Raw genomic sequence first — 24,052 nt, forward strand, 5'->3', positions numbered from 1 at the left:
ATTTAAAATTTAACATTCAGGTTGATACCATAACTGCGGGTGCTTGGATTTGATAAACTTTCCAAACCCTGACCATTACCGGTATTAAAGGCCACTTCCGGATCAATATCAACCGTATTGCGGTGGATGATCCACAGGTTACGGCCAACCAGTGATACCGAAACACCTTGCAAACTTAATGGACGAAGCCACTTTGCCGGCAGGTTATAGCCTAATTTCACCTCACGGAGTTTTACATAAGATGCATCGAAAATATTTGCTTCATCTATATTTCTGAATGATTTGTAATACTGTTGAGCGGGCAATATCTTCTCGTTGCGTTTGCCATCAGCGGTTACGCCATCAAAAATAATCCCGTCATCGTACACCGTAGCTCCCGCCGGAGCAGCTCCACTTACCCTCACGGTTCCATTTGCCTTGTTGTTATCAGGGTAATAATAGGAGATTCCGCCATATTCAGCTGCTCTTCCGGGAAGTGTTGAAGCCAGAACACCGGTATAAGTTCCTGTAGCATAAGTTCCGTTATAGATAGAGCCACCAAAACTGGCATCAACCAGAACGCCCAAACTGATGCCCTTATAGGTAAAAGTATTGTAAACCCCACCAATCCAATCTGGCGTATATTTGCCCAATACCTGCTTGGTCGGATTTGTGGCTGGTGCACCCGTAGCATTAACAATGATGTTTCCGTTGCCATCTCTTAAAAAAGCGGTACCAAATAACGATCCGTAAGGCTGCCCCACTGTTGCAATTACCTGGGCCGAATTGGAAGCCACCACATAATTGGTTAATAGTTTTTCAGCATCAAGCTCAATTACCCTGCTTCTGTTTGCTGCGAAATTGAAATTTACATCCCAGGTAAAGGTTTTTCTGATTGGGGTAACGCCCAATTGGGCTTCAATCCCTTTGTTGTTGATTTTTCCGGCATTAAGCAATTTTGAGCTGAAACCAGTACTTTGGCTTACATCTGCTGCTAAAATCTGATTGTAACTATTGGTGTTATACGCGCTTAAATCGAAACGTAATCTTTTATTAAAGAAAACTGCTTCAAGACCAAGTTCCGTAGAAGAGGTCGCTTCAGGTTTTAAGTCAGGATTCAGATCTATAGTGCCAGTGGTAAGCTGAGGATTGCCATAAAATGGTGCACTGAAAACATAGGTATTGATTAAGCGGTAAGGATCTGCATCTTTACCCACTTTAGACCATCCACCACGTATTTTTAAATAGTTTAGGGCTTCACTTTTGATATCGAATGCTTCAGTTGCTACAAAACTTCCGTTAAATGAAGGGTAGAAATATGACCTGTTTTGTGCCGGTAAGGTAGACGACCAATCGTTACGTGCGGTAATGTTGGCGAAAAGATAATTTCTGAAACCGATCTGTCCGGATACATAAATACTATACGATTTTAAACGCGACAAATTATTGGACGAAACCAAGGGATCGCGTGAATTTTTAAGGTTGTACAATCCTGCAATAGCCAGTTTAGGTGCGCTCTGGTCATTTTGCTCAATATACTGTCTGCGGATGTTACCGCCACCCAGTAATTCCAGGCTAAAATCTTCACTCAACTGTTTGTTAAAATTTAAAGTTGCATCGGTATTATTTTCGTTTACGGTAAAGGCACTTTCGGTATACGAGCCAAACGGTGTGCCATTGGTACCGTAAGCGATTCTGATTTTACGCCTGTCGTTGTAATAATCCGTTCCCGACCTGAAATTGAAATTTAGTCCGTCAATAATTTTATAATTAATGGCTAAACTTCCAATAATCCGGTTACGGTTTTGCGATACAGTATTTTCGTAAGCTACCCAATATGGATTGCTGTAATAGCTATTGTTCCAGTTAAACGTTTTTCCATTTTCATCCAGATAGTTTTTTAACTGGTTAATATCTACCTGGCGGCCAAACCAGGTAAACTGCAACATGGTACTGGTTGATCTTGAACCACCTGTACCAGGTAAGTTATCAGAACTCAATTTACTGTAATTTGCATTAGCCGTTAAAGTTAGTTTTGGCGTTATTTTTAATGAAGTATTTAATACAAATGAATTTTTACCTTGTCCGGAGTTAGGCACAATTCCAACCTGTTTCAGGTTATTGTAAGAGATCCGATAATCATATTTTTCACCGGCATCTGCAACAGATACACCATTATTCAGGGAATATCCGGTTTGAAAGAAATCCCGGACGTTATCCGGATGAGCTACAAATGGAACCGCCACACCTTTTGAAAAAAACTGCGGAATTAATCTGCCATCCATTTTTGGTCCCCAGCTCTCATCTACCCCATCATTAAGGCCTTTACCAGCCCCATCCACATAACTGAACTTACCTTCCGACCCCTGTCCAAATGCATTTTGATAAACCGGCAGGGTAAGCAAAGTTTCCAGCACGGCATTGGAGTTAACCTCAATGCCCAATCCTTTTTTTGATTTACCGGTTTTGGTCTTAATTAAGATTACACCCGCCGCAGCCCTCGAGCCATATAATGCTGCCGCATTTGGTCCTTTTAAAACACTAATTGATTCTATATCTTCTGGATTGATATCTGAAATGGCATTCGCATAATCCCTTGCGCCTGCAGAATTTAACTGCGAGTTATCTACCGGAATTCCATCAACTACAAATAATGGCTGGTTATTTCCGGCTATGGAGGTTTCCCCTCTGATGACTACGCGGGAAGACCCCATGCTCCCCTGACTATTCGTTACCCTTACACCTGCAATTTTTCCCGCCAGTGCATTGACCAGATTCGATTCTTTAGCTTCAGACAAATCCTGCCCTTTTAATTCCTGAACAGCATAACCAAGCGATTTTTTCTGTCGCGAAATCCCCAATGCGGTAACGACCACCTCATCCAGTGCATTATCGCTCGATTGAAGAATCACAGAGATCGGGCCCTCATTTTTATTCACCGGTATTTCCTGTGTTTTGAAGCCGATATATGAAAATACCAGTGTTGCTTTTTCAGGTGCAGTTATCGAAAAAGCACCCTTACCATCAGAAATGGTGGTTTGTTTGGTTTCTTTGATTAAAATGGAAACACCGGGAAGTGTTTCTCCATCTGCCGACCTCACGGTTCCGGTAATGGTGGCATTTTGAGCGAATAAGTGCTGCGTAATAAACAGCAGCAAGCTAAACGCTATTGATTTAAAATTTGTGAACATGTGTGTGTAATTAATGATTAGATTAGGGATAAAAATTTGGCAAAACAATTCCACCACGGCCAAAAACCGTGTTTTCAGTTTAATAAAAAAAGGAAGCGTTAGCTTAAGAGCCTATTTAAATAACTTTACTTCAACAGGGCCTGCGCATTCGGAAATAGGCATCATCAAGGGATTTTAACTCGTCTGTTTTTTTCATTTCAATGGTTTTCTATAAAACATGTTACCTATCAAAAGCAGCATCGGGTAAAAAAAAGAGCACCCCCTTAAATCAGAAGTGCCCCGTATATTTTAGCTCAGGATCATGCAAACTACTGACTTAACTACCCCAGAGTCATCCGGGATGGAATTAGCACCATTTCTAAAAACTAGATGGTTGCTAAGGCTTCACAGGGCCATTCCCTCCGCCTTTCTTGATAAGTATTTAAAAATAACTGGGGCAAAGTTATAATTAATTCGATTTATCCTATAGTTTTTATAGATTTTTATTGAAATATTTTTTCTTTGGTGATTCCATCCGTATATTTGTCGACTAAATTAGTAGATTAACATACACCCCAATGAAACTGAAGTTCATTTTAATTGCCGTATTGGCCATATCAACATCTTTAAGTTATGCACAAAACAGCACCGTAGCCAGTAGTGTAAAACCAAAGGCTTTTGTCGCATTGGGCAACTGGCGTGGTGTAGCTAAAGTAAAAGAGGGACTCGAAATTCCTTTTAATTTCGAAATCCATGAAAAAAATGGTAAGCAAAAATTGTATTTCCGTAATGCTGAAGAAAGTTTCGAAGGTGGTTTGGTAAAACAAACGGGCGATTCACTTTTTGTTAAACTGGATCAGTTTGACAATGAGTTGGCATTTGCAATAGATGGCAATCGGTTAACAGGAACGCTACGTAAACAAGATAAAGGCGGAAAACCTCTAACCATTGATGCGGAACGCAAAAATTACCGTTTTAAAGCAAATAAACCTGCGTCGGCAGACTATTCCGGAAGTTATGATGTGATTTTTACATCGCCGAACGGCAAGGAAGAAAAAACAGTAGGTTTATTTAAGCAAACAGGGAACAGACTGACGGGAACTTTTCTCCGTGTAACCGGCGATTCCCGCTATCTCGAAGGTATTGTGGAAGGGAACGAATTTCAACTTTCGAGTTCCATTGGCTCCTCTCCTGCTTACTATAAAGGAACTTTCCAGGCAGACGGCACTTTAAAAGGTGAGGTTTTAAGCGCAAGAGGCAGTCAGCCTTTTACCGGAAACAAAAATAAAGATGCTGCCCTGCCAGATCCTTATCAGCTTACCTACTTAAAAAAAGGATACAAAACACTTGATTTTAGTTTTCCTGATATAAATGGTAAAAAGATTTCCTTAAAAGATGAAAAATACAAGAACAAGGTAGTGATTTTAACCATTACCGGAAGCTGGTGCCCTAATTGTGTAGACGAAGCCAGTTTTATGGCTCCATGGTATAAAAAGAATAAAAATCGCGGTGTAGAGATTATAGCCTTGCATTATGAACGTTCAACTGAGCCGGAATATGCAAAAAAAGTAATGACCCGTTTCCGTGAACGCTTTGGTATCGAATATGATCAGGTATTGGCAGGCACTGCCGATAAACAAGCGGTATCTGAATCATTACCCGCGCTTGATTCCTTTTTATCGTTCCCAACAACCATCATCATCGATAAACAAGGAAATGTGGCCCAAATCCATACGGGTTTTAACGGGCCGGCTACCGGTAAATTTTATGATGAATTTGTAAAAGAGTTTAATACAGAGATTGATACTTTGCTGAAGAAATAGTGTCATAATCATCCAGGATCTTTTTACATTGGTTGGTGTGACACACCGATAGAAGACATCGCTACTGGCACGAAAGATTTCTTTCTGCTTTTCACGCAGGAACGATTTTCCGTAATAGATCGGATCTTCTTTTTTTGGAAAGGTATTGCAGTGCACTTCGGGTTGGGCAGTCCTTCTTTAAGCTATTATCTTTTGTGAATGCTTAGCGGGAACTTTTTGGGTTGTGCGCCAAAAAGGATAGCCGCTGCAATAAGGTTTATTTAATTAGGGCCTGTATAAGAAACAAAATAGCGTTTCGAACGCTGATCCTGGCAGTAGCCGTGCATTTAGCCCTGGGGAAGCGGTATCCCTGAAGCGCAGCGTAAGGATATAGCGGAGAACAGGAACGACCTTTAATCATACTGATGACACTGCGCTTCAAAAAAAAGTTATATTTTTTCTTTTTTTGGAAAGGTATTGCGGTGCACTTCGGGTTGGGCAGCCCTTCTTTCCGCTATTATCTTTTTGTGAATGCTTAGCGGGAACGTTTTGGTTTGTATGCCAAAAAGGATAACCGCTGCAATAAGGTTTATTTAAAAAAGGGCTTCTGCAAGGAAAAAAATAGCCATCTGCACGCTGATCCTGGCAGTAACCGTGCATTTAGCCCTGGGCGAAGCGGCATCCCTGAAGCGCAGCGTAAGGATATAGCGGAGAACAGGAACGACCTTTAATCAAACTGATGACACTGCGCTTCAAAAAAAAGTTATATTTTTTCTTTTTTGGAAAGGTATTGCAGTGCACTTCGGGTTGGGCAGCCCTTCTTTCCGCTATTATCTTTTTGTGAACGTTTAGCGGGGACTTTTTGGGTTGTGCGCCAAAAAGGATAGCCGCTGCAATAAGGTTTATTTAATTAGGGCCTGTATAAGAAACAAAATAGCGTTTTGCACGCTGATCCTGGCAGTAACCGTGCATTTAGCCCTGGACGAAGCGGCATCCCTGAAGCGCAGCGTAAGGATATAGCGGAACTACCTTTAATCATACTGATGACACTGCGCTTCAAAAAAAGTTATATTTTTTCTTTTTTGGAAAGGTATTACAGTGCACTTCGGGTTGGGCAGCCCTTCTTTCCGCTATTATCTTTTTGTGAACGTTTAGCGGGGACTTTTCGGGTTGTGCGCCAAAAAGGATAGCCGCTGCAATAAGGTTTATTTAATTAGGGCCTGTATAAGAAACAAAATAGCGTTTCGAACGCTGATCCTGGCAGTAGCCGTGCATTTAGCTCTGGGCGAAGCGGCATCCCTGAAGCGCAGCGTAAGGATATAGCGGAGAACAGGAACTACCTTGTAATCATACTGATGACACTGCGCTTCAAAAAAAAGTTATATTTTTTCTTTTTTTGGAAAGGTATTGCAGTGCACTTCGGGTTGGGCAGCCCTTCTTTCCGCTATTATCTTTTTGTGAACGTTTAGCGGGGACTTTTTGGGTTGTGTACCAAAAAAGCATAGCCGCTGCAATAAGGTTTATTTAATTAGGGCCTGTATAAGAAACAAAATAGCGTTTTGCACGCTGATCATGGCAGTAACCGTGCATTTAGCCCTGGGCGAAGCGGCATCCCTGAAGCGCAGCGTAAGGATATAGCGGAGAACAGGAACTACCTTTAATCATACTGATGACACTGCGCTTCAAAAAAAAGTTATATTTTTTCTTTTTATATTTTTTCTTTTTTGGAAAGGTATTGCAGTGCACTTCGGGTTGGGCAGTCCTTCTTTAAGCTATTATCTTTTGTGAATGCTTAGCGGGAACGTTTTGGTTTGTATGCCAAAAAGGATAGCCGCTGCAATAAGGTTTATTTAAAAAAGGCTTGTACAAGGAAAAAACGGTCTGCTCCTTTTTTATTGTCTTTCTGAACGCTGAAGAATCTTTTTACACAAACGTAATTCATGGTCGGTGTCTCACCGACCATGAGAGCGTTTTCAGTTAATTCAACTCAGGTTGATTCAGGCTATCTCACATATTTTGAAACAAAATCAACGATTGTTTTCTTGGGAACCACAACCGTAGTTGTGCGGCTGAACCTGGCGATGTTGATTCCATAAAAATGTCCATCCCAATCAAAAACAGGCGATCCGCAGGCGTTTGCTTTAATGGCGGCATCATGTACAAAAATAGCATTGAAACCATCCCTTCGCTCCGATTTCCCACCTTCAAATTTATCTGCAGGGTGATTAGAGAGCGATTGTCCCCTTGCCCCGAGCTTGAGAGTTTTGTTCATTTTACCTGATGCATTTACCCACTCGAACATAACCTGGTCGTCTGCCCAATATTTTAATATTTCAGGAGCGAATTCACCTGCATTTTTGATGGATTTCCCATTAATGCTGATGAGCTCATCGCCGACTTTTATCCCTGCTTTTTCTGCCGGGCTACCTTCTTTGATTAACGAGAACTGAACCGGGCTGGAATGATACACCACCATTGCGCCTAAATAAGGCTGGCTATTTATTTTTGGTAAATTGAATTGAGTACTACCTAAAACACTGTGCATCACTTCACCAGTGGGGCTTATACTGTACAAGAATTTACCCATATCTATGTCAATGGTGTCGGTATCAACAATATTTAAGTCAATTCCTCCAATTATATCCTGTTCGAGCGCTAATAAAACCAGGTCATTTTCCTGGTCTTTTTCTACGAATTTAACCGGTACTTTCGTTCCGTTGATATCACATTGTACCTCTTCGCCAACCATGGTGTTTTTGCTTAGCAAAAATTGCTTTTTACCATTATTCAGCGTTTTAACATTTAACAAACAGGCGTTGATATGCTGCTTTTGTCCTTTTATGGTGCTTGTAATCGTGAAACAACTGTTTTTAATTTCAGGCGCATCAAAATCGGGGTGTAAAGCGTTCATTCTGCTTTCTTTCTGCAATTGCAAAAACAAAGGATCGATTTCGACACGATCCGTTTTTTCAGGGAAAGCCGTGTAAAGTCTTTCACTGTTCAGGGCTGTCCAATATTGGCGATAAAGATCAACAGGAATTTCAAAATTCATGTTTTCATCAACATCAATGGCACTGTGCAATCCGATTACGCGGCCATGATAATCGAATAAAGGCCCGCCAGAATCACCTGGTTCCATTTTGCAGGTGGAGCGGATAAAACCATATTCATTTTTTACTTCTGCAACATGGCCCAACCTTAAAGTGGGCAGGCTTTGGTTCAGCGTTTCAGGGTAAGAAATACTGATGCAAGGTTCATTTTTAAGCAAACTGGCTGAATACCCCATCTCTGCGAATGGGTAGGAACCTTTATCGGTAATTTTCATCATGCCCACATCCGGAATACCTGGGGTTTCTTTATTCTCTATTTTACCCAATGCCATTGCGATACATTCACGTCCATCAGGAAAAAAGACCTTGTAATTTTTACCCGGGAAAATGGTATGGGCAGCCGTTAAAATATAACCGTCTGCACTGACAACCACACCACTAAACTGGCCGCTGGTCCTTTGGTTCAGCTGTACATCGAAACCCCACATCCGCACACTTGCCGGGTATGCTTTTTTCACCGCCTGGGCAATGGTATGTTGAAATTTAGCTACCTGCTTTTTCTGTGCAGTAACATGTAGGCTAAACAGCAACGCGAAGGTTGCTGTTATGGCCTTTAGAAAGTTATTCATTTTTCTATGATTTTTCGGGCTGAAGCTTAACCGTCGCCACTCTCCATAATTAGTTGAAAATTTCAGCAAGCTTTTTATTTAACGGTTCACCTCGCAGGCCATTTCCGATAATTTTGCCCTGTGCATCTACCAGAAAACTGGCAGGAACTGCACGTACTCCATACAAACGGCCCACTTCGTTATTCCAGCCTTTCAGGTCAGACACATGGATCCAGTCTAAACCATCTTTTTCTATCGCTTCCAACCAATTCTCTTTGACGTGATCCAATGAAACTGAAATAATCTCAAAGCCTTTATCTTTATAAGTTTGGTATTGCTTTACCAGGTTTGGATTTTCAGCCCTACATGGACTGCACCAGCTTGCCCAAAACTCAACCAATACCACTTTTCCTCTTAAACTGGCCAATGAAACGGGCTTGCCAATCACATTGTTCTGGGTAAAAAGAGGGGCTGCATTTCCAACCGCAGTAATACCGCTCGCAGCGATACGTTGTGCAAGTTCTTTGCCCATATCGGTTTCCCGGTATTCTTTGTTCAAGGCATTAAAAATTGGCTGAACTTTGGCCACATCAACCTTGCTTCCTGCTGCTTCCGAGAGCGCAACCAGGGCGAAATAAGAACTTGGATTTTCTTTCGCAAATTGAAACTGTTTATCTGTTCTGTTCTGGATATTTTTTCTGAAGCGCAGATCTACCGCTTTTATATAAGCCGTATCTTTCTGTTGCTCTGGTGTTCCCTTGTTAAAATCGATGTTAACCGCTTTGGTAAGGGCCATAATGGTACCGCCAATGGCTTTGTTATAGGCATCGTATTCCTGATACACCTTTGAGCCTTTAAAAACTGCATTATCTAAAGAATCTTTTGAACTAATGGTAACCTGCTCTTTCCCAAAATAAAAGTAAATGACGTCACCGGTATAAACGGCCTTATTTTTACCAGCCCCCGTATGATCCAATGCCATGCGGGCATAGGCATTGCCGGAAATATGTCCGGTAAATTTGAAACTTCCGTTAACCAGTGCTACAGAATCTTCATGACTTGCACCATTATCCATGTAATCGATATAGGCTTTAGCAGGGGCGCCCAGTGTTCCTATTTTTCCAGTTAAACTAAAGTTTGGCGTTTGCGCCCAGCTTAAAGCCGGGAATAAAAGGGTCAATAAAACTAATTTTATATTTTTCATTTTGTATTTTTTTTATGATTATAATTTCTATTTACTGTATCATTAATTGTAATTAGTCGAATTGGTCACGTTGAGTCGAGCTTGTAAAGCGCTTGATGAAGTATATAAACGTCTTGTAACACATTTCAAACATTTCCTTCGACAAGATAACATTGACAGAAATCCAATAGAACAGCCATCATCTCGACCAGAGCAACGCGAAGTGCCCACCCGTACGGGCAGGGAGAGATCTTTGGAATAGATTATTGAATCAAATTTAAAAGATTTCTCCATTACGCTACCGATGAAAAATCGGTGAGCTTCAGTCGAAATGACGATACTATTCATTAAAATTTTTCTGTTATCATATTGATTTTTATACCATAAATTATTCAGAATGAGAATTCTATATTTATGAAATAGCCTTAAGCAGATCGTTATTTCCTAATTGCTATATCTACCGGACTACCTGGTATACCTTCAATCTTTTTAACAAATGCGCCGTTCATTCCTGTGGCTATATTCAAAAAAGTAACGGTTTCTTCTGTTCCTACCATTAGGGTTTCCTCATCTTCACTAAGTTTTAACATGGAAATTGTTTTTCCTGCAAAACTGGTCGCCAGTTCCCTTAATTCTTCGTTTACCGGATTATAACGATAAACTTTACCACCATTGGCCATGTAGATTACGCCATTTTTGGCACCGCTCCATTTGGTGTTTTCATTAATCAATTCCTGGCGCACAAATAAGCGTTTATGTTGCGGAGTGAAGGTGAACGGCCCGTTAAACTGGACGTTAAACTTGAGTTCATAAATTTTACCATCGGTTCCTTTGCAATAAGCAAAACAATCTGCATTGTTAAGCTGCTCGATATGAATAAGATCCATCCCCACATTTAACGGGTCAAAAACGTTGGACGTAACCGAATATTGGGTACCAAAATAAACAGGCGTGCCATACAGGTTAATCCGCACAAACTGTTTTCTGTTACGGTCAAATCCAATAAAATAAGTGGCCGATTGCGTGAAACTCATCACAAAAGATGGAGCCAGTTCATAATCACCATCAGCCGGTAAACCAAACATGCCATAAGTAGCTGCCTGATCCCAGGTGCTGGTTGTACCGCCATAAAATTTACCGTTTACAACGCCCATCATTACCCCTTGGGGATGGGAGATTAGTGAACCCACTTCCAAATTATCTGGTGTCGTAAAAAAATTATCCTTAAGTGTGTTCGGATATTTTGGATCCTCCTGCATGGTATTGGGCTCCAGCCTGATACCTCCATTTTTGGTTATGATCCAGTAGCCTAACAAAGTACCGCCGGTAAAGGTGTTCCTTAACAGGAACAAATTTGTAGGGTTTGGCGGCAAATCTTTCCCCTGCATGGCGCGGTATAAACGTGCCTGCACATTGCCATCTGGCTTCACAAACGAAAACTGCGTGATCCCATTTTCAACACTTAATACGGTTGTGCCTTTGGCAAATTCGGTTCCTCCATCAATGTAAAATTTATGGAAATACTTCATTCCATTTGCTTTATTGTAAACCGTAAGTCGGGCAGGATACCTTTTAGCCTGCAAACCGAAAATGATCCTTAATGCGGGGCCGGTATATAAAACATCATTGCCCTCAATTACGCTAATTCTCCACTGAAGCTCTACATTGGCGGCATCAGCACCTTCTATTTTCGGTTTAATGATCAAACTATCTCCCACATTGGCAGTGTAAACAGAATCGAGATTGGCCAATTTGGGTTCAACAGGCATATCGATATCATAATTGCCCAGGTCTTTATGACATGCGGCTAGAGCAACCACGCCAAGTATGAATATGATTAATTTTTTAATGTTCATGTTCTTCGAATTAAATAACCTCATTGCCATTTTCATCTATAAAATAATATTTACCATTCTGCATATTTTTTTTCAAAAGCGTTTTCTTAGCCGGATTGCTCTTGTTGTAGAAGTAATAGCTGTTGATATCGCCTGCGGTTACTTCTTCGATCACATAACCTTTTGTTGCATTTTTGGTTACCCAGTTAAATGGATTGTTTAACATCGTGGTCAATAAACCGATGTAATACAGGTTTTTTGGTGCGTCAAGTCCGTCAGTAGTGAGAGAAGTTTGCTCGGTTACCAAAATAAATAACTCATGTTTGGTTCTCGAATAAGGTGGTAGCGGCCAGGTATCCCACCAACCTGGTTTTTCCAATTTTGATGAGAATACCACTTTTGCCCTGATCAGGTAAGGGTTTTCGATGCCCAGATCCGGCGTTCCGGTTAATTTAATCAGTATCGAAACCGATCTGTTTTCCAATTGCCGGTCCTGATTATAAATCACTACCGGGATATAACCTATTCCTTTATTCGGAAGAATAGAATATTGTGGTTTCAAAGCTTCATAATGTAAGCCGGGTGTAGCGGTAGAAGAATCAGCATCTACTCGTGCACTGAATTTACGATCTGCATCGGTTCTGATGCCGGATAAACGTACCGGCAGCCACACGGTATCCTGGGCCAGTGTAGGGTTATAGGCAAAGGTTTTTACAATACTATCTTTATCTGCATTGTAAATATCGAAGTAAACATTTGCACGGTGATCAAAACGCATCTCTTCTGCTTTCTTGCAAGAAGCCAGACAAATGAGTGCGCATATAAATATGTATATTTTCATAATTTGCTATTAATAAATTTTAAATGGTTTTATCTGCCGCCATAAACCACCTCATCGTTAGGAAGAGGGAGTACGAAAATATTATCAGAAGGCGGGATGGTTACGCCGGTTTGACCTATAATCCCCCTGTTTAGCCTCTTATACATATAAAACAGCTGACCCTCTGCCAACCACTCTTTACGTGCATCTTTAAGTAACTCCTTTAAAAGATCTTCTTCGCTATTGATGGATAATGGGTCGCCTATCTGCCTCGCTTCCCGAACCTGTTTAAGATAATTTATAGCTTCGGTTGGACTGCCTGCATATGAACATTCAGCAGCGATATAATACATTTCACTAAGCCTGATGGCCGGGGCCATTAAATAATGCAGGTTTGCATTTGCCTCAGCGCTTAAGGGGTTTCGCCGGTATTTAACAATGTCGTAAGATCTCGATGATTGATTAGACGTTGCCGACAACCAATATTTATAACGTGAATCACTTGCCCCGGCTGTTGCCTTTTCATAAATATAATCCGCAGCATCTTCAATCAGGTAAAAGCCTCTGGTACCGCTTTGAAACCAGTTGTCTTTAATTTCTTTTGCAGCGCCAGGTATATACCAGCCAAAAACAAGCTCCTTGTAAAGAATGCGGTCTTTTTTTGAATCCTCGAAAGCTTCGAAGTCACTTTTTGCCGTCCAGGGGAATTTTTTGGAGTCGATTACCTCTTTAGCGTTTTGTAAAGCTTTCGCTTTATCATTTTTATATAGATATACGCGTGCCAGCGTACCACACACGGCATAATAATTTAAACGGTGTCTTCTGTTTTGTAAAAAGAGACTTGGGTTCCGTTCTTCCGTATTTTTGAGCGTATCGGTAACCAATGGATAGTTTACAATATAACCGGAACTGCGGATAGGATCGGCTGCTAATAATTGTTTTGCTTGCTCCAGATCTTTAATAATGAGATCGATCGTTTCTGATACATTGGACACAGGTGTGATCTCTTTAGTATATTTATTTGCATAAGGAATTCCTTTTGCAGTAGGATTTCTCAGATAAGAAGGAGCAAAAAGGCGCAACAGATCGAAATGTAAATAAGCTCTTAAGGCAAGCGCTTCTCCTTTCACAATTGCGTAATTGCTACCGCTAAAGATGTTCTGTTTCGCATCTACATTTTCCAGAATCAGGTTACAGTTAACAATTGCATTATATAAACCAGCCCAGATTTTATCTTTTCGTTTGATAAACTCTCCATGCTTATAATTATACAGGGAGGTTTGCCTGTAATCCTGACCATCATCCCGCATCGAAAAATTTTGCGCCAATACTTCTGTAGTACCAAACGTAAGTTCTTTGCCATACAGATCCGGTTCGGTGCTGCGGTTATACACACCATTTATGGCTTCCATAAAGCCACTTTCGGTACTGAATAAAATTGGCGCCGCTATTTCAGATTCCGGCTCAACTTCCAGCCATTTTTTGCAGGAACTCAGCAATCCTGTTATCACGATGAGGCAGATTAACAATCTAATCTTCATATTTTTATATTTTAAATCCGTTAATGAATATTGCTTAAAAAGCTGCTCTGATTGAAAAGGTTAAACTCCTGGTAAATGGATAGTTGATTCCCCTTTCTTCTTTTACTGATGACCAACGTACCACATCATTTGCCGTTACCTGAAACATGAGACTCGACATCGACAATTTTGACGCGATTTTTTTGTTCATATCATAAGACAGATTAACTGATTGCAGGTTGATCAGGTTATCAGGCTGTATAAATCTCGAGCTAACATCCGTTTCGCCATTATCCGCTATGTTCTTATAAAAAGATAAGTCGCCGGGTTGCTTCCATTTTTCCTCAAACACACGTTTATCCACATTATATCTTGGGTCGGCATTTTCAACCCGTTCTACGAGGGTGAGGTTGTATTTATCGCCTCCGAAAAAGGTTTGGAACTGGACATACAGGCTGAACCTTTTGTAATTAACGGTTCCGCCAAAGTAACCGCTCACTTTAGGGTTAGGATCGCCGATTACCACATAATCCCTTTTATCGTAGTCATAAGTAAGTGTACCGTCTTTTTTAAGGTATAACTCCCGTCCATTTTCCGGATCAATGCCTAACGAACGTACCCCATAAATGGCATTAAATGGTTGCCCTTCACTAAACCGAAGCAAGGGAATCCCCCGGTAACCTCCGTCACCCGGCTTTACAGATTGCAGTTCGTCTGCCCTATCGTTGTATTTCTTTAAAGCGTTTGAGATTCTTACCACCTTATTCTTATTGGTAACCATATTGGCGTTCAGGTTTACCGACCAGTCTTTGCTTCTTACGGCCTCAACGTTTATGCCCAGCTCAGCACCTTTATTTTCCATATCTCCAAGGTTTTCTTTATAGGACAAAAATCCTGTTGAGGGTGGTAGTGTAATATCAGCCAGAATATCTTTGGTAAACTTTTTATATATCCTTGGCAGAATCATTACGCGGTCTTTAAACAGACCAATGTCTACACCGATGTCCGTCATTCTGGTTTTTTGCCATCCCAGGTTTTCATTTCCATAACTGTTTACGTTCGCTCCAATGCCTGATGAATACCAGTTTCCGGTGTTATACTTATAAATGGTTTTTGATAAATAAGGATCAAACTCCACCGAACCCGTTAAGCCTGTAGAGGCTTTTATCCTCAGTTGGCTGATCACAGGATTATTTTTCAGAAATTCTTCCTGATGTACATTCCAACCTAATCCGAACGACCAGAACGGAGCCAGTTTATTGTTCACCCCAAATTTTGAAGAACCATCAATACGAACGGTTCCATCCATCAGGTACCGATTTTTGTACGAATAGTTTACCGTAAAAAACGAACCGAATAAACGGGCCTTTTCGAGTCTGCTTTGCGGTTTTCCATCTTCAGCATAACCTTTAGCAAAGCCAATGCTGGTAAAACGATCGTTCGCAAAGCCAATGGCAGTAAATTCTTTCTGATCGCGTAACTCTGTGCGGGCATTTACCCCCACTAAAGCATTAAAATAATTACCACCGATCTGCTTTAACCAGGTTAACCTGAGGTTACTGTCCCAATAGGTTTCTTTCATTTCCCTGTTGGTATACTCCCCTTTTTCATCAATTTTATCAGTGGTATACAGGTAATATTTATTGGCCTGTGGCGAAGTAAAAATATCATCTGAATTAGCTCGTGTGGTTAAACTCATCTGCGCCCTTAACCTCAAGTCTTTTGCTACTTCCAGATCGGCAGAAAGGTTATCGATGATTTCGGTATACTTCGATTTATTGAAACTGCTCAAATTGGCGTCGAAGAGCGGGTTAAATACATATTCTTTTGATCGGTCTTGTTTTTCATATACATCCGAAATCCTCATGGCCATTCCGTTGGCATCTTTTAAGGGATAATAAGGATTCATCCTTACATAATTGGAAAAATCGCCATATGGAGATTCGGTAGCCCCCACCTGTGTTACGGATAATTCATTTCTGAACTGAAGTTTCTTCACATTGTACTGAAAGCTCATTCCACCCGAATACTGATCTCTTTCAGAGCCTTTCATCGCTCCAGGCCTGTTTTGGTAGCGAAGATTTACATTATATCGAAATGCCTGCGAACCGCCATCCAGGTTTAGTGCATGTTTATGGCCTACCGTATTGCGCAGCGGTTGCGATAACCAATAACTGTTCACCCCACCAACAACATTGGCTTTTTTGTGATAATAAATTTCATCCAGCTGATCTTGAGGAACCTGTTGTTTTGCAGTACTATATAATCCTGCCAAAACTTCGTAATCCAATTTTTCGGCAGCGTCTAAAACCTGGTAATCGCTGAGATCAGCAGCGGTCAGATTCAGCTCGTAATTATATTCTATGCGTAATTTCCCTTCCAATGGTGTTTTAGTGGTAATTACAATTACACCATTGGCCGCTCGTGAACCGTAAATTGCCGTTGCAGCTGCATCTTTAAGTGAGGTTACCGATGCAATACGGTTTACATCCAGGTCAAATACTTTCTGCACGCTCACTTCGTATCCATCCAGCATAAAAACAGGCATGTTCGCCGTTCCAAGAATATCATCTCTTCTCAGCACCTGTCCATCGCCACTGGGCAGCGCTGAAGCTCCCCTAACGTTGATAGAGGGAATCCGGTTAGGGTTTGACCCTGCAAGGTTATTGTCAATCAGTTTAAAGGAAGGATCGAATGTACCGATACTTTGCAGTAGATTCTGTGGATTTACCCTTCTCAGCTGTTCTCCCGATATGGTAACTGCATTACCGGTATAATTGTCTTTTTTAATGGTTTGATAACCGGTAACCACCACATCATTCATTTGGGTCATTTTAGGACTCAGCTTAACGTTTAACGTTTTAGTACCTGAAACCTTGATTTCAAATAACTCGTAGCCCACATAACTGAACACCAAAATGCTTCCTTCGTCAATATTAACTTTGAATTCACCATTCTCATTGGTGATGCCTACGCTGGCACCATTTTTAATGGAAACATTAACACCGGGAAGGGTTTCACCCGTAGCTTTATCGGCAACTACACCCCTTACCTCTATTTTTACGGCCACAGGTGATGCAATAACCGGTAAATTTGCCTGAGGGCTAATGACGATGGTTTTGTTGACGATATGATAAGTCAGATTTTGGCCTTTTAAAGAAGTATTCAGCGCATCGGTCAGGGATGTGTTATTAAACTCAACTGTTACATCAGGTTTATCCTGTAGCAGTTGTCCTTTATAAAAGAAAAAATAGCCTGTTTGCTTTTTTATCTCTTTAAATACCTGTTTAAGCGATGTTTTTCTTCGAGAGAGCGTTACTGTCTGAGAAAAGGCAGCTGCCGATACATGTAAGGCACCAACCAATAGTAAGATCGTAGTCAATTTCATGACCAATAAAAATTTAATCTTTACCCTCCGCATGTCGCACACGGGGTTGTAAAGGGTAGTTAATTTCATACCTTTGTTACGAATGAGGTTAAAAAATAGCAGCTGGGTTTCGAAGCAAGCTGCTTGTCCAATTTCTACCGGAAGCGCTGCCGCGCTTTCGGTTTTTTCAAGGTATTCCGTTAAATTTCTGGTAGTTTTTTCATCATAAAGTTTAGTTAGTTTGTAAATTGGTTGGTTGATTTTTTGGCTGTTTAAAGAAAAGCCGTTCTTATTTTATTTAATTTCCTGTTACAGTTAACACCTTGCCTTTAGCATCGATATGAACGTGGTTGAGTTCTAATATTTTAAAAACTTCTGCCAGGTTGCTGTTTCTTGGTATTTCACCTACGTATTTTTCAGATGTAATTTTGCCCTGATAAACCACATCCACATCATACCAACGCGAAATCTGGCGCATAACGCTCTGCAAATCGTCGTTATCGAAAGCGAAAACATCATTTTTCCAGGCCATTTCCCTATCTACGTCTACCTGATGATTGAGCGACAACCTGGCACTGGCTGCGTTTAATAACGATTGTTCCCCTGGGTGCAGATTTACCGAACCGGATGATGTGCTTACTTTTACGGCACCTTCTAAAAGTGTAGTTTTAACAATAGCTTCATCCTTATAGGCATTAATATTGAAATGCGTACCTAAAACTTCAACGGTTTGTGACGCTGTTTTTACCCTAAAAGGGCGGTCACGATCTTTGGAAACTTCGAAATAGGCTTCGCCATCTAACTCCACCATTCTTTCATTTTTTGCAAAAGCATAAGGATATTTTAAGGTTGTAGCGGCATTCAGCCAAACTTTTGTTCCATCCGGAAGATTTACCTCATACTGCCCTCCGCGTGGCGTAGCAATTGTATTCGATCCTGTTATTAATGCATTCGGGTTTTCTTTAATGATATATTCGAGCTGTCCGTTTTTTGTCTTCCGGATCACGATGCCGCTCTGATCCGCAATCTGACCATTTTTAGCATCATCCAGGTTAACAACAGTTCCATCGGCCAGGGTAAGCACCGCCTTATTTCCACCTGGCAGAATGTTTTTTAATTCTCTTTTAGCAGTTAAAGGAGCGGCAAAACGCTGTGTAACAAAATACAACCCAAAGCCCAGGCATAAAACGATACTTGCCGCGATCGCGACCCATTTAACAGTAAGCAATTTTAATGATTTGCCGCCAAGGTTCAAGCGGTTCCAAACTTCTTGTTTGCTTGCTGTTATAACGGATTGCCGGGGCGCGTCTTGTTCAAAAGGCAACTGGCGATACCAATCTTCAACAACAGCCATCTCCTCGGGCGTACAATTACCGGCAATGTACTTGTCTAAGAGCTCTCTTGCATTTTTCTCCATTAAAAAAGATTTGTTTGGTTTGATTAATGTATATACGGCGAAGGTATAGGCTTGGGGGTATCAGGAATTATCTTTTTTTTAAAAATAATTTCGAAACAGGCTCAATCAAACAAAAAAAGCATGATTTAAATCACACTAACGATATATTAATAATAATTTCTGAATAGAAAAGCAACATAAACAACCAGGCCTAACCTCGATTTCAGAATTCGAAGTGCTTTTTTGACCTGTGTTTTAACCGTAAGTTCAGATAGCCCTAATTCTATAGCAATTTCTTTATGCGTTTTATTTGCCCTGCGACTTAAAATAAAAATTTCACGCATTTTTGGCGGCAAAGCATCAATTTCTTGTTCTATTAACCTTGCCATCTGTTTTTCACGCACCCTATAATCGGTCAGTACATGATCCTGATCAATATAATCCTGCAAAGAATCAACGTATTTGTTTTCTACTTTTTGATGTGCAAATACGTCCAGTATACGGTTACGTACGGCGGTATACAAATAGGCTGAAAGGTTACCATCAGGCGCTACCTGCACACGTTTAACCCAAAGCGATTCGAACAACTGGTGCAACACATCTTTCGCTTCTTCTTCATCATTTAAACGCTTGCTGGCATGGATGAAAAGTAATCCGTAAAAGCGGTTGTAAATTTCAGTAAAAGCGAGTTCATCACCTTGTGTTAACAAGTATGCCAATTCGCTATCAGAATATGAACGGTAAACACCCATAGAGATCAGCACAAAGATAGTACAATACAATCGGTTTCATTGTATCACGCTGGCTGTTATCTATCTAATTGCCTTATGTTTTCATTTTTTTACATAGCATCGTCTTATTTTGAAATATGCACCGGATGATATACTAATGTTAATATCATACTGATAAAATGCCATCTGATTTTTGACAACATCTACTTTTGCCAGAAATGTTAAACATCTTAACCAGGATGCACACAGTTAACCAAAGATTATGTATCTGTGTACCTCCTTTTCAGTTGTGGTTAAATTATGATTTGTACTAAACCGTATTTATCTTTTCTTTCTCGAAAACCTGGGCAAAATGTTCAAAAGTTTGATTTGCAGCATTGATCGCCTGTTTTTCTTCTTCTTCAGTTCTGGCCTGCGCATTTAAAACAGCAATAAAATTGCCCCACATTTTTCCCGTAGCCTCGCCATAGCCTGAAAAGAAAGAAATGCCTTGGTTAACGCCTCCTTTTTCGAGCATTTTTACAATGATGCTTCCGCCCATGATCGAACCTTCCAACACGTATAAGGCCCCCAATGCCTGTACCGCATTTTCGATTTTTGGTACCGTAGTATCAGGTAGGTCGGAGATTTCGCTCCCGAGTTCCAAAATATCAGCTTTGATATATGCCGAATTTCTGCGCTCCGCATAATCGGGCAATATAGATTCGGTAATGTATGGCTTGATCGTTTCTTCAATATGGCTGAAATAGGCATAAAAATGTTTCAGCAGATCTGCATAATCTGCATTGTTTCTAATGGACTTTAACTTTAAAACAACCTGTTTTTCGAGGTTTTGGTGCGCAACTTTTGTAGCCTCTTTAATATTTGTACTTAACATTTGCTGTAATTTATGGTAATTTGACTAATTAATCTTTATATAAACGATAGGTCAATCCGGCCAGTACAATTCGTCCGGGCTGCCCCGGCACAAGCGGATCGGTATAATTTAAAATGTTATCTACGGTAAGCCTGATGCTTAAGTGTTTTTTCATTAAGTTTTTTTCAAAAGCAGCATTGAGCATCAAAAATCCATTTACAAAGGTATCATAACGATCGATAAATTGGTTCCCGTTACGGTCGCCAAAAGGATATTTACCCCTATAATTGATACGGATATTAAAACCGGCATCCCATGGACGATAATTATAAAAAGCTTTGAAATTGGCCATATGCCTCGATCGGTTCTCAATGCCCCAATAATCAGCAGGTTTTGGTGCATAAGAATTTCCGGTTGCAGGATCGTGAATGTTCTGGTTAAAGGGGTAATGGCCTGCTTTAATGCTATCAAGTATGCTAAGGTCTTTGGCACTCAGGTATTGATAACCCGCACTCAGCTCCAGATTTTTAAGCGGATTAATGACGAAAGATAAATCTATTCCTTTATTTATAGCCTTTGGCAGGTTCTGATAGGTAAAGATGTTCCGGTTTCCGCTTCCTGTTGCTACCTGGATACTATTGATCTGATGATGTAAACTGTGATGAAAAATACCTGCCTCCACCTTTATATTGTCTTTAGGTCTCCACTCCAGACTTATATTCAAGGATGTACTTCTTTCTGCCTGCAGGTTCTGATCGAGCTGGTTCAGCAGAAAAGTCCTGATCTCACTAATCTGTCCCTGTTTATCTAACTGATTTAAGGTTTGCCTTAACACTTCATTGCCTATCACCAGATAATTGGCCGCAGGGTTATAAAACACCAGATATCTCGATTTAAAATCAGGTGCTTTAAATCCTGTACCAGCTCCCGCCTTAAAAGTTAATGCAGGTACAATTTTATACTGCAGCCCTAAACTGGGGTTGAGCTTGCTGCCATAAGCATTGGTTAAATCGTAACGCAGGCCTGCAACCAGCCCAATTGCCTTATTTAACTGCCAATCGCCCTGTAAAAAAGCAAAACCATTGTTTACCGAACCTGGATTGGTCAACGAAACATCATTCATCGTTTCGATGCTTCCCCCTAAACCACCTGTAAATTTAAGATCATTATTTACGCCATAGGCAAACTGCTGTTCGAAACGGTGGAGATTTTGGACAAAAATATCTTTGGTAATGGTACTGTTCGTTTGCTGCCAATCTACGCTTTGGTCTGATCGGAAATGGGTATAATAATAACGGCTCATGCTACGCAGACCAAAGTGGAAATGATGATCGAAAGTAGCCGAAAGATTTAAGTCCTGCTCGTCCTGACTGTCGCCGGAAATAATGCCCAAGCCAAAATCTTTAGACATAAAGGATTTCCTTAAGCCATACCTGCCACTGAAACCGAGGGTACTGCCGGGCGTTAAACGGTATCTAAGCCTCCCCTGTAACGCGTAATTATCATAAGGCGGTGCTGTGGTTCCCCGCTGGATGTATTTTGGGTTGGTATTAAAACCATCGGTACGGTAATAATTCGCAGACAGGTTGGCTGATCCCCTGTGGGAAGCAAATGGTGTTTCACCTTCAAGTGTAAGATCAGCAATATTCAAACTCCCATACTGGGCTGCAATTGATGCCTGAGACTGTAAAGCGCCGTATCGCGTAACTATATTAACTGCTCCTCCAAGTGCTTCGCTGCCAAACAGACAGGAAGATGCGCCTTTGATGATCTCAATCCTTTCGATATTGGAAACGCTGATTCTGGATAAATCAAAATTTCCGCTGTTGCGCCCAACCATAGGCTGTCCATCAATTAATATCATCACATATTCGCTACTGAAGCCCTGCATCTGTACCCCGACCGATCGGGCACCCCCACCAATGTTGTTGATAATGGCCATGCCTGTTTGCTCTTTTAATACCTCATCCAATCTTCGGCTGCCCATCAGTTCGATGGTACGCCTGCTGATTACCGTAACCGGCATGGCACTGCGCTCCAGTTTCAACAGATGATCTGGCGCAGCACGGTTTTCTGATACGGCCACTTCATTAAGTTTATGTTCCTCATCCGATAATTTAATCAGCAGGTTATTGGCCACTGTAGTAATTTTAATGTTAGCCTGGTAACCCGCTTTGCCAACCATGCTTACCGTCATATTATAATTACCGATAAATATTTTGGTAAAGATAAAATTTCCCTGCGCGTTTGTCTCAGTGCTATGTCCATCCGGTTCGAGGCGTACGGTTACTCCACTTAAAGCTTTGCCTTCATTGTCGGTAACGGTGCCTTTTAAACTTCCATAATCCTGTGCAGCCAATTTAAAGTGGTAAAACACGAGAAAAAATATAATGGTGGATAGTTTAAACATTTTTTATTTATTGTAGCTAAGCTGTTCTTCAGCCATGTCTTATTATTTTTTTAATCTTAATCTGTTTTCGACCATGATGCTTTCTGCTTCATTTTTCATCGATAGCTCAATGTTACAGGCCGTTATCCGGCTTGTTGTGGCCGTGTGATTTATTGATTGTTTTTTTGCGCCATTAATCAATTGTAAGGCAGCACTTAAGCAACTTTCGTTTGGATCACCCAAAACGGGATCAACTGTTCCTTTTACGGCAACATCCGGTTGCATGCCTGTAAAATAACCCGACCAGCCATTGGCATTTTGAATCAAAAAGCTGCTCAGGTAAACACTGTACTGATCGATGTTGATACCAAAAAAGCCTACAGGTTTTCCATAGGTTTTCTCTCCAATCAGTTTAACCTCAAAATAAGGTTTTAAACTACTGATCAGCATCTCGCTGGCCGATGCGGTATTGCCCGAAATGATGAAATAAACGGATTGAATAGTCTGTAAAGTTCCTTTTTTATGAAATGTATAAGTATTGCCACCTATGGTATAATCTACGTCAGCCATGGTAGCCATGCGGCCGTTGTAAATAACCGTTTTTCCATTGGCATCTAAATATGGTTGATGTTTCAATATTTTTGCGGTACCGTTCTGCATAGATGGGTTAAATACCTCGCGATACATTACTTTACCATTCAGGCTGGTAGGTACAATTAAATCGGCTACATATTCTGCAGTTTCCAGATAACCACCACCATTGCTTCGGAGATCGATTACCATAACTGTTGGTTTGGCTGCTGCGAATCCGGAAAAGGCCTGATCTAACGCCACTTTACTATTACTTATTGAAGGAAACGAAGCCAAAGCCAGGTAAGCAACTGGTATATTTCCGCTGATGATTACTTTATTGGCAAGCACAGCTGTGTTAGGGCTGGTAATACCAGCGGTACTCCCTGCGACACGCTTCCCCACCTGAAGATTGGAATATTTTGGATTTTCGAAATAAACCGGCAACTCATAAGGTGTGCCGGTAGCTGCGTTTATTTTAAGCTGCGAAATATCAAATAGCTCTTTCCTGAAAGTTGTAATATCAGAACCAACCCCTGCATATTTTTGCCTCGGATTAAATTCGGCATAGCTGGGCAGTACGTCGTTCCATAAGTATACCTGTTTGGCGTATAAAAAGATAGAATCAAGCGTAAACTCACTTCGCGTACCCGTAGTAGGCGAAATAATTTCGTCGCCCTCATCAACAGCAACCTGTGCTTTTTTACAGGCAGAGGTTGCCGTTAGAATCAGCGAGAGTAGCGTGATATATAACTTGATGTAACGTTGCACTGCGG

At 40.9% G+C, this 24,052-nt stretch carries 13 protein-coding genes and 1 riboswitch; of the genes, 1 reads left to right on the plus strand and 12 read right to left on the minus strand.

What is annotated here, in order from left to right; all coding sequences use genetic code 11:
* Positions 1 to 2: 2 nt before the first annotated feature.
* Entirely contained in the window at positions 3 to 3,170 is a 3,168-nt protein-coding gene (locus ACK1I8_RS09660) for a SusC/RagA family TonB-linked outer membrane protein (protein ID WP_412469119.1), read from the minus strand.
* A gap of 313 nt (positions 3,171 to 3,483) precedes the next feature.
* A riboswitch (SAM riboswitch) is annotated at positions 3,484 to 3,590 on the minus strand.
* A gap of 137 nt (positions 3,591 to 3,727) precedes the next feature.
* Here ACK1I8_RS09660 and ACK1I8_RS09665 point away from each other — a divergent pair.
* Positions 3,728 to 4,972, plus strand: a complete 1,245-nt coding sequence (locus ACK1I8_RS09665) for a peroxiredoxin family protein (protein ID WP_412469120.1) — start codon at positions 3,728 to 3,730, stop codon at positions 4,970 to 4,972.
* A gap of 1,981 nt (positions 4,973 to 6,953) precedes the next feature.
* Here ACK1I8_RS09665 and ACK1I8_RS09670 read toward each other — a convergent pair.
* From ACK1I8_RS09670 to ACK1I8_RS09720, 11 genes are all read right to left on the minus strand, one after another.
* A complete protein-coding gene (locus tag ACK1I8_RS09670; protein ID WP_412469121.1) occupies positions 6,954 to 8,630 on the minus strand; it encodes a trypsin-like peptidase domain-containing protein in 1,677 nt (558 codons plus the stop codon).
* 49 nt (positions 8,631 to 8,679) lie between these two features.
* Entirely contained in the window at positions 8,680 to 9,813 is a 1,134-nt protein-coding gene (locus ACK1I8_RS09675; RefSeq protein ID WP_412469122.1) for a redoxin domain-containing protein, read from the minus strand.
* Positions 9,814 to 10,229: 416 nt separating this feature from the next.
* A complete protein-coding gene (locus ACK1I8_RS09680) occupies positions 10,230 to 11,648 on the minus strand; it encodes a PKD-like family lipoprotein (RefSeq protein ID WP_412469123.1) in 1,419 nt (472 codons plus the stop codon).
* A gap of 10 nt (positions 11,649 to 11,658) precedes the next feature.
* On the minus strand, positions 11,659 to 12,468 hold the full coding sequence (locus tag ACK1I8_RS09685; protein ID WP_412469124.1) for a DUF4843 domain-containing protein: 810 nt from the start codon (positions 12,466 to 12,468) through the stop codon (positions 11,659 to 11,661).
* 29 nt (positions 12,469 to 12,497) lie between these two features.
* Entirely contained in the window at positions 12,498 to 13,988 is a 1,491-nt protein-coding gene (locus ACK1I8_RS09690; RefSeq protein WP_412469125.1) for a RagB/SusD family nutrient uptake outer membrane protein, read from the minus strand.
* Positions 13,989 to 14,022: 34 nt separating this feature from the next.
* Positions 14,023 to 17,355 carry a SusC/RagA family TonB-linked outer membrane protein gene (locus ACK1I8_RS09695; RefSeq protein ID WP_412469126.1) on the minus strand — a complete coding sequence of 1,111 codons (3,333 nt, stop codon included), beginning with the start codon at positions 17,353 to 17,355 and terminating at the stop codon, positions 14,023 to 14,025.
* Positions 17,356 to 17,632: 277 nt separating this feature from the next.
* The gene (locus ACK1I8_RS09700) at positions 17,633 to 18,751 is read right to left on the minus strand and encodes a FecR family protein (RefSeq protein WP_412469127.1); all 1,119 of its coding nucleotides are present in this window, start codon (positions 18,749 to 18,751) and stop codon (positions 17,633 to 17,635) included.
* A 146-nt stretch (positions 18,752 to 18,897) separates the two neighbouring features.
* Positions 18,898 to 19,512 (minus strand): RNA polymerase sigma factor, encoded by a 615-nt coding sequence (locus ACK1I8_RS09705; RefSeq protein ID WP_412469128.1) that lies wholly within the window; start codon positions 19,510 to 19,512, stop codon positions 18,898 to 18,900.
* A gap of 259 nt (positions 19,513 to 19,771) precedes the next feature.
* Positions 19,772 to 20,338, minus strand: coding sequence for a biliverdin-producing heme oxygenase (locus ACK1I8_RS09710; protein WP_412469129.1), 567 nt, complete (start codon positions 20,336 to 20,338; stop codon positions 19,772 to 19,774).
* A 28-nt stretch (positions 20,339 to 20,366) separates the two neighbouring features.
* A complete protein-coding gene (locus tag ACK1I8_RS09715) occupies positions 20,367 to 22,727 on the minus strand; it encodes a TonB-dependent receptor domain-containing protein (protein ID WP_412469130.1) in 2,361 nt (786 codons plus the stop codon).
* 42 nt (positions 22,728 to 22,769) lie between these two features.
* Positions 22,770 to 24,047 carry a S41 family peptidase gene (locus tag ACK1I8_RS09720; RefSeq protein ID WP_412469131.1) on the minus strand — a complete coding sequence of 426 codons (1,278 nt, stop codon included), beginning with the start codon at positions 24,045 to 24,047 and terminating at the stop codon, positions 22,770 to 22,772.
* Positions 24,048 to 24,052: the final 5 nt, after the last annotated feature.

Origin of the sequence: Pedobacter sp. KLB.chiD, assembly GCF_047040275.1 — a bacterium.
Lineage (GTDB): Bacteria > Bacteroidota > Bacteroidia > Sphingobacteriales > Sphingobacteriaceae > Pedobacter.

What these genes read in the sequence shown, in the direction of transcription:
- ACK1I8_RS09660 (WP_412469119.1), bottom strand. Translation starts at nt 3,170, where the DNA reads ATGTTCACAAATTTTAAATCAATAGCGTTTAGCTTGCTGCTGTTTATT.
- ACK1I8_RS09665 (WP_412469120.1), top strand. Translation starts at nt 3,728, where the DNA reads ATGAAACTGAAGTTCATTTTAATTGCCGTATTGGCCATATCAACATCT.
- ACK1I8_RS09670 (WP_412469121.1), bottom strand. Translation starts at nt 8,630, where the DNA reads ATGAATAACTTTCTAAAGGCCATAACAGCAACCTTCGCGTTGCTGTTT.
- ACK1I8_RS09675 (WP_412469122.1), bottom strand. Translation starts at nt 9,813, where the DNA reads ATGAAAAATATAAAATTAGTTTTATTGACCCTTTTATTCCCGGCTTTA.
- ACK1I8_RS09680 (WP_412469123.1), bottom strand. Translation starts at nt 11,648, where the DNA reads ATGAACATTAAAAAATTAATCATATTCATACTTGGCGTGGTTGCTCTA.
- ACK1I8_RS09685 (WP_412469124.1), bottom strand. Translation starts at nt 12,468, where the DNA reads ATGAAAATATACATATTTATATGCGCACTCATTTGTCTGGCTTCTTGC.
- ACK1I8_RS09690 (WP_412469125.1), bottom strand. Translation starts at nt 13,988, where the DNA reads ATGAAGATTAGATTGTTAATCTGCCTCATCGTGATAACAGGATTGCTG.
- ACK1I8_RS09695 (WP_412469126.1), bottom strand. Translation starts at nt 17,355, where the DNA reads ATGAAATTGACTACGATCTTACTATTGGTTGGTGCCTTACATGTATCG.
- ACK1I8_RS09700 (WP_412469127.1), bottom strand. Translation starts at nt 18,751, where the DNA reads ATGGAGAAAAATGCAAGAGAGCTCTTAGACAAGTACATTGCCGGTAAT.
- ACK1I8_RS09710 (WP_412469129.1), bottom strand. Translation starts at nt 20,338, where the DNA reads ATGTTAAGTACAAATATTAAAGAGGCTACAAAAGTTGCGCACCAAAAC.
- ACK1I8_RS09715 (WP_412469130.1), bottom strand. Translation starts at nt 22,727, where the DNA reads ATGTTTAAACTATCCACCATTATATTTTTTCTCGTGTTTTACCACTTT.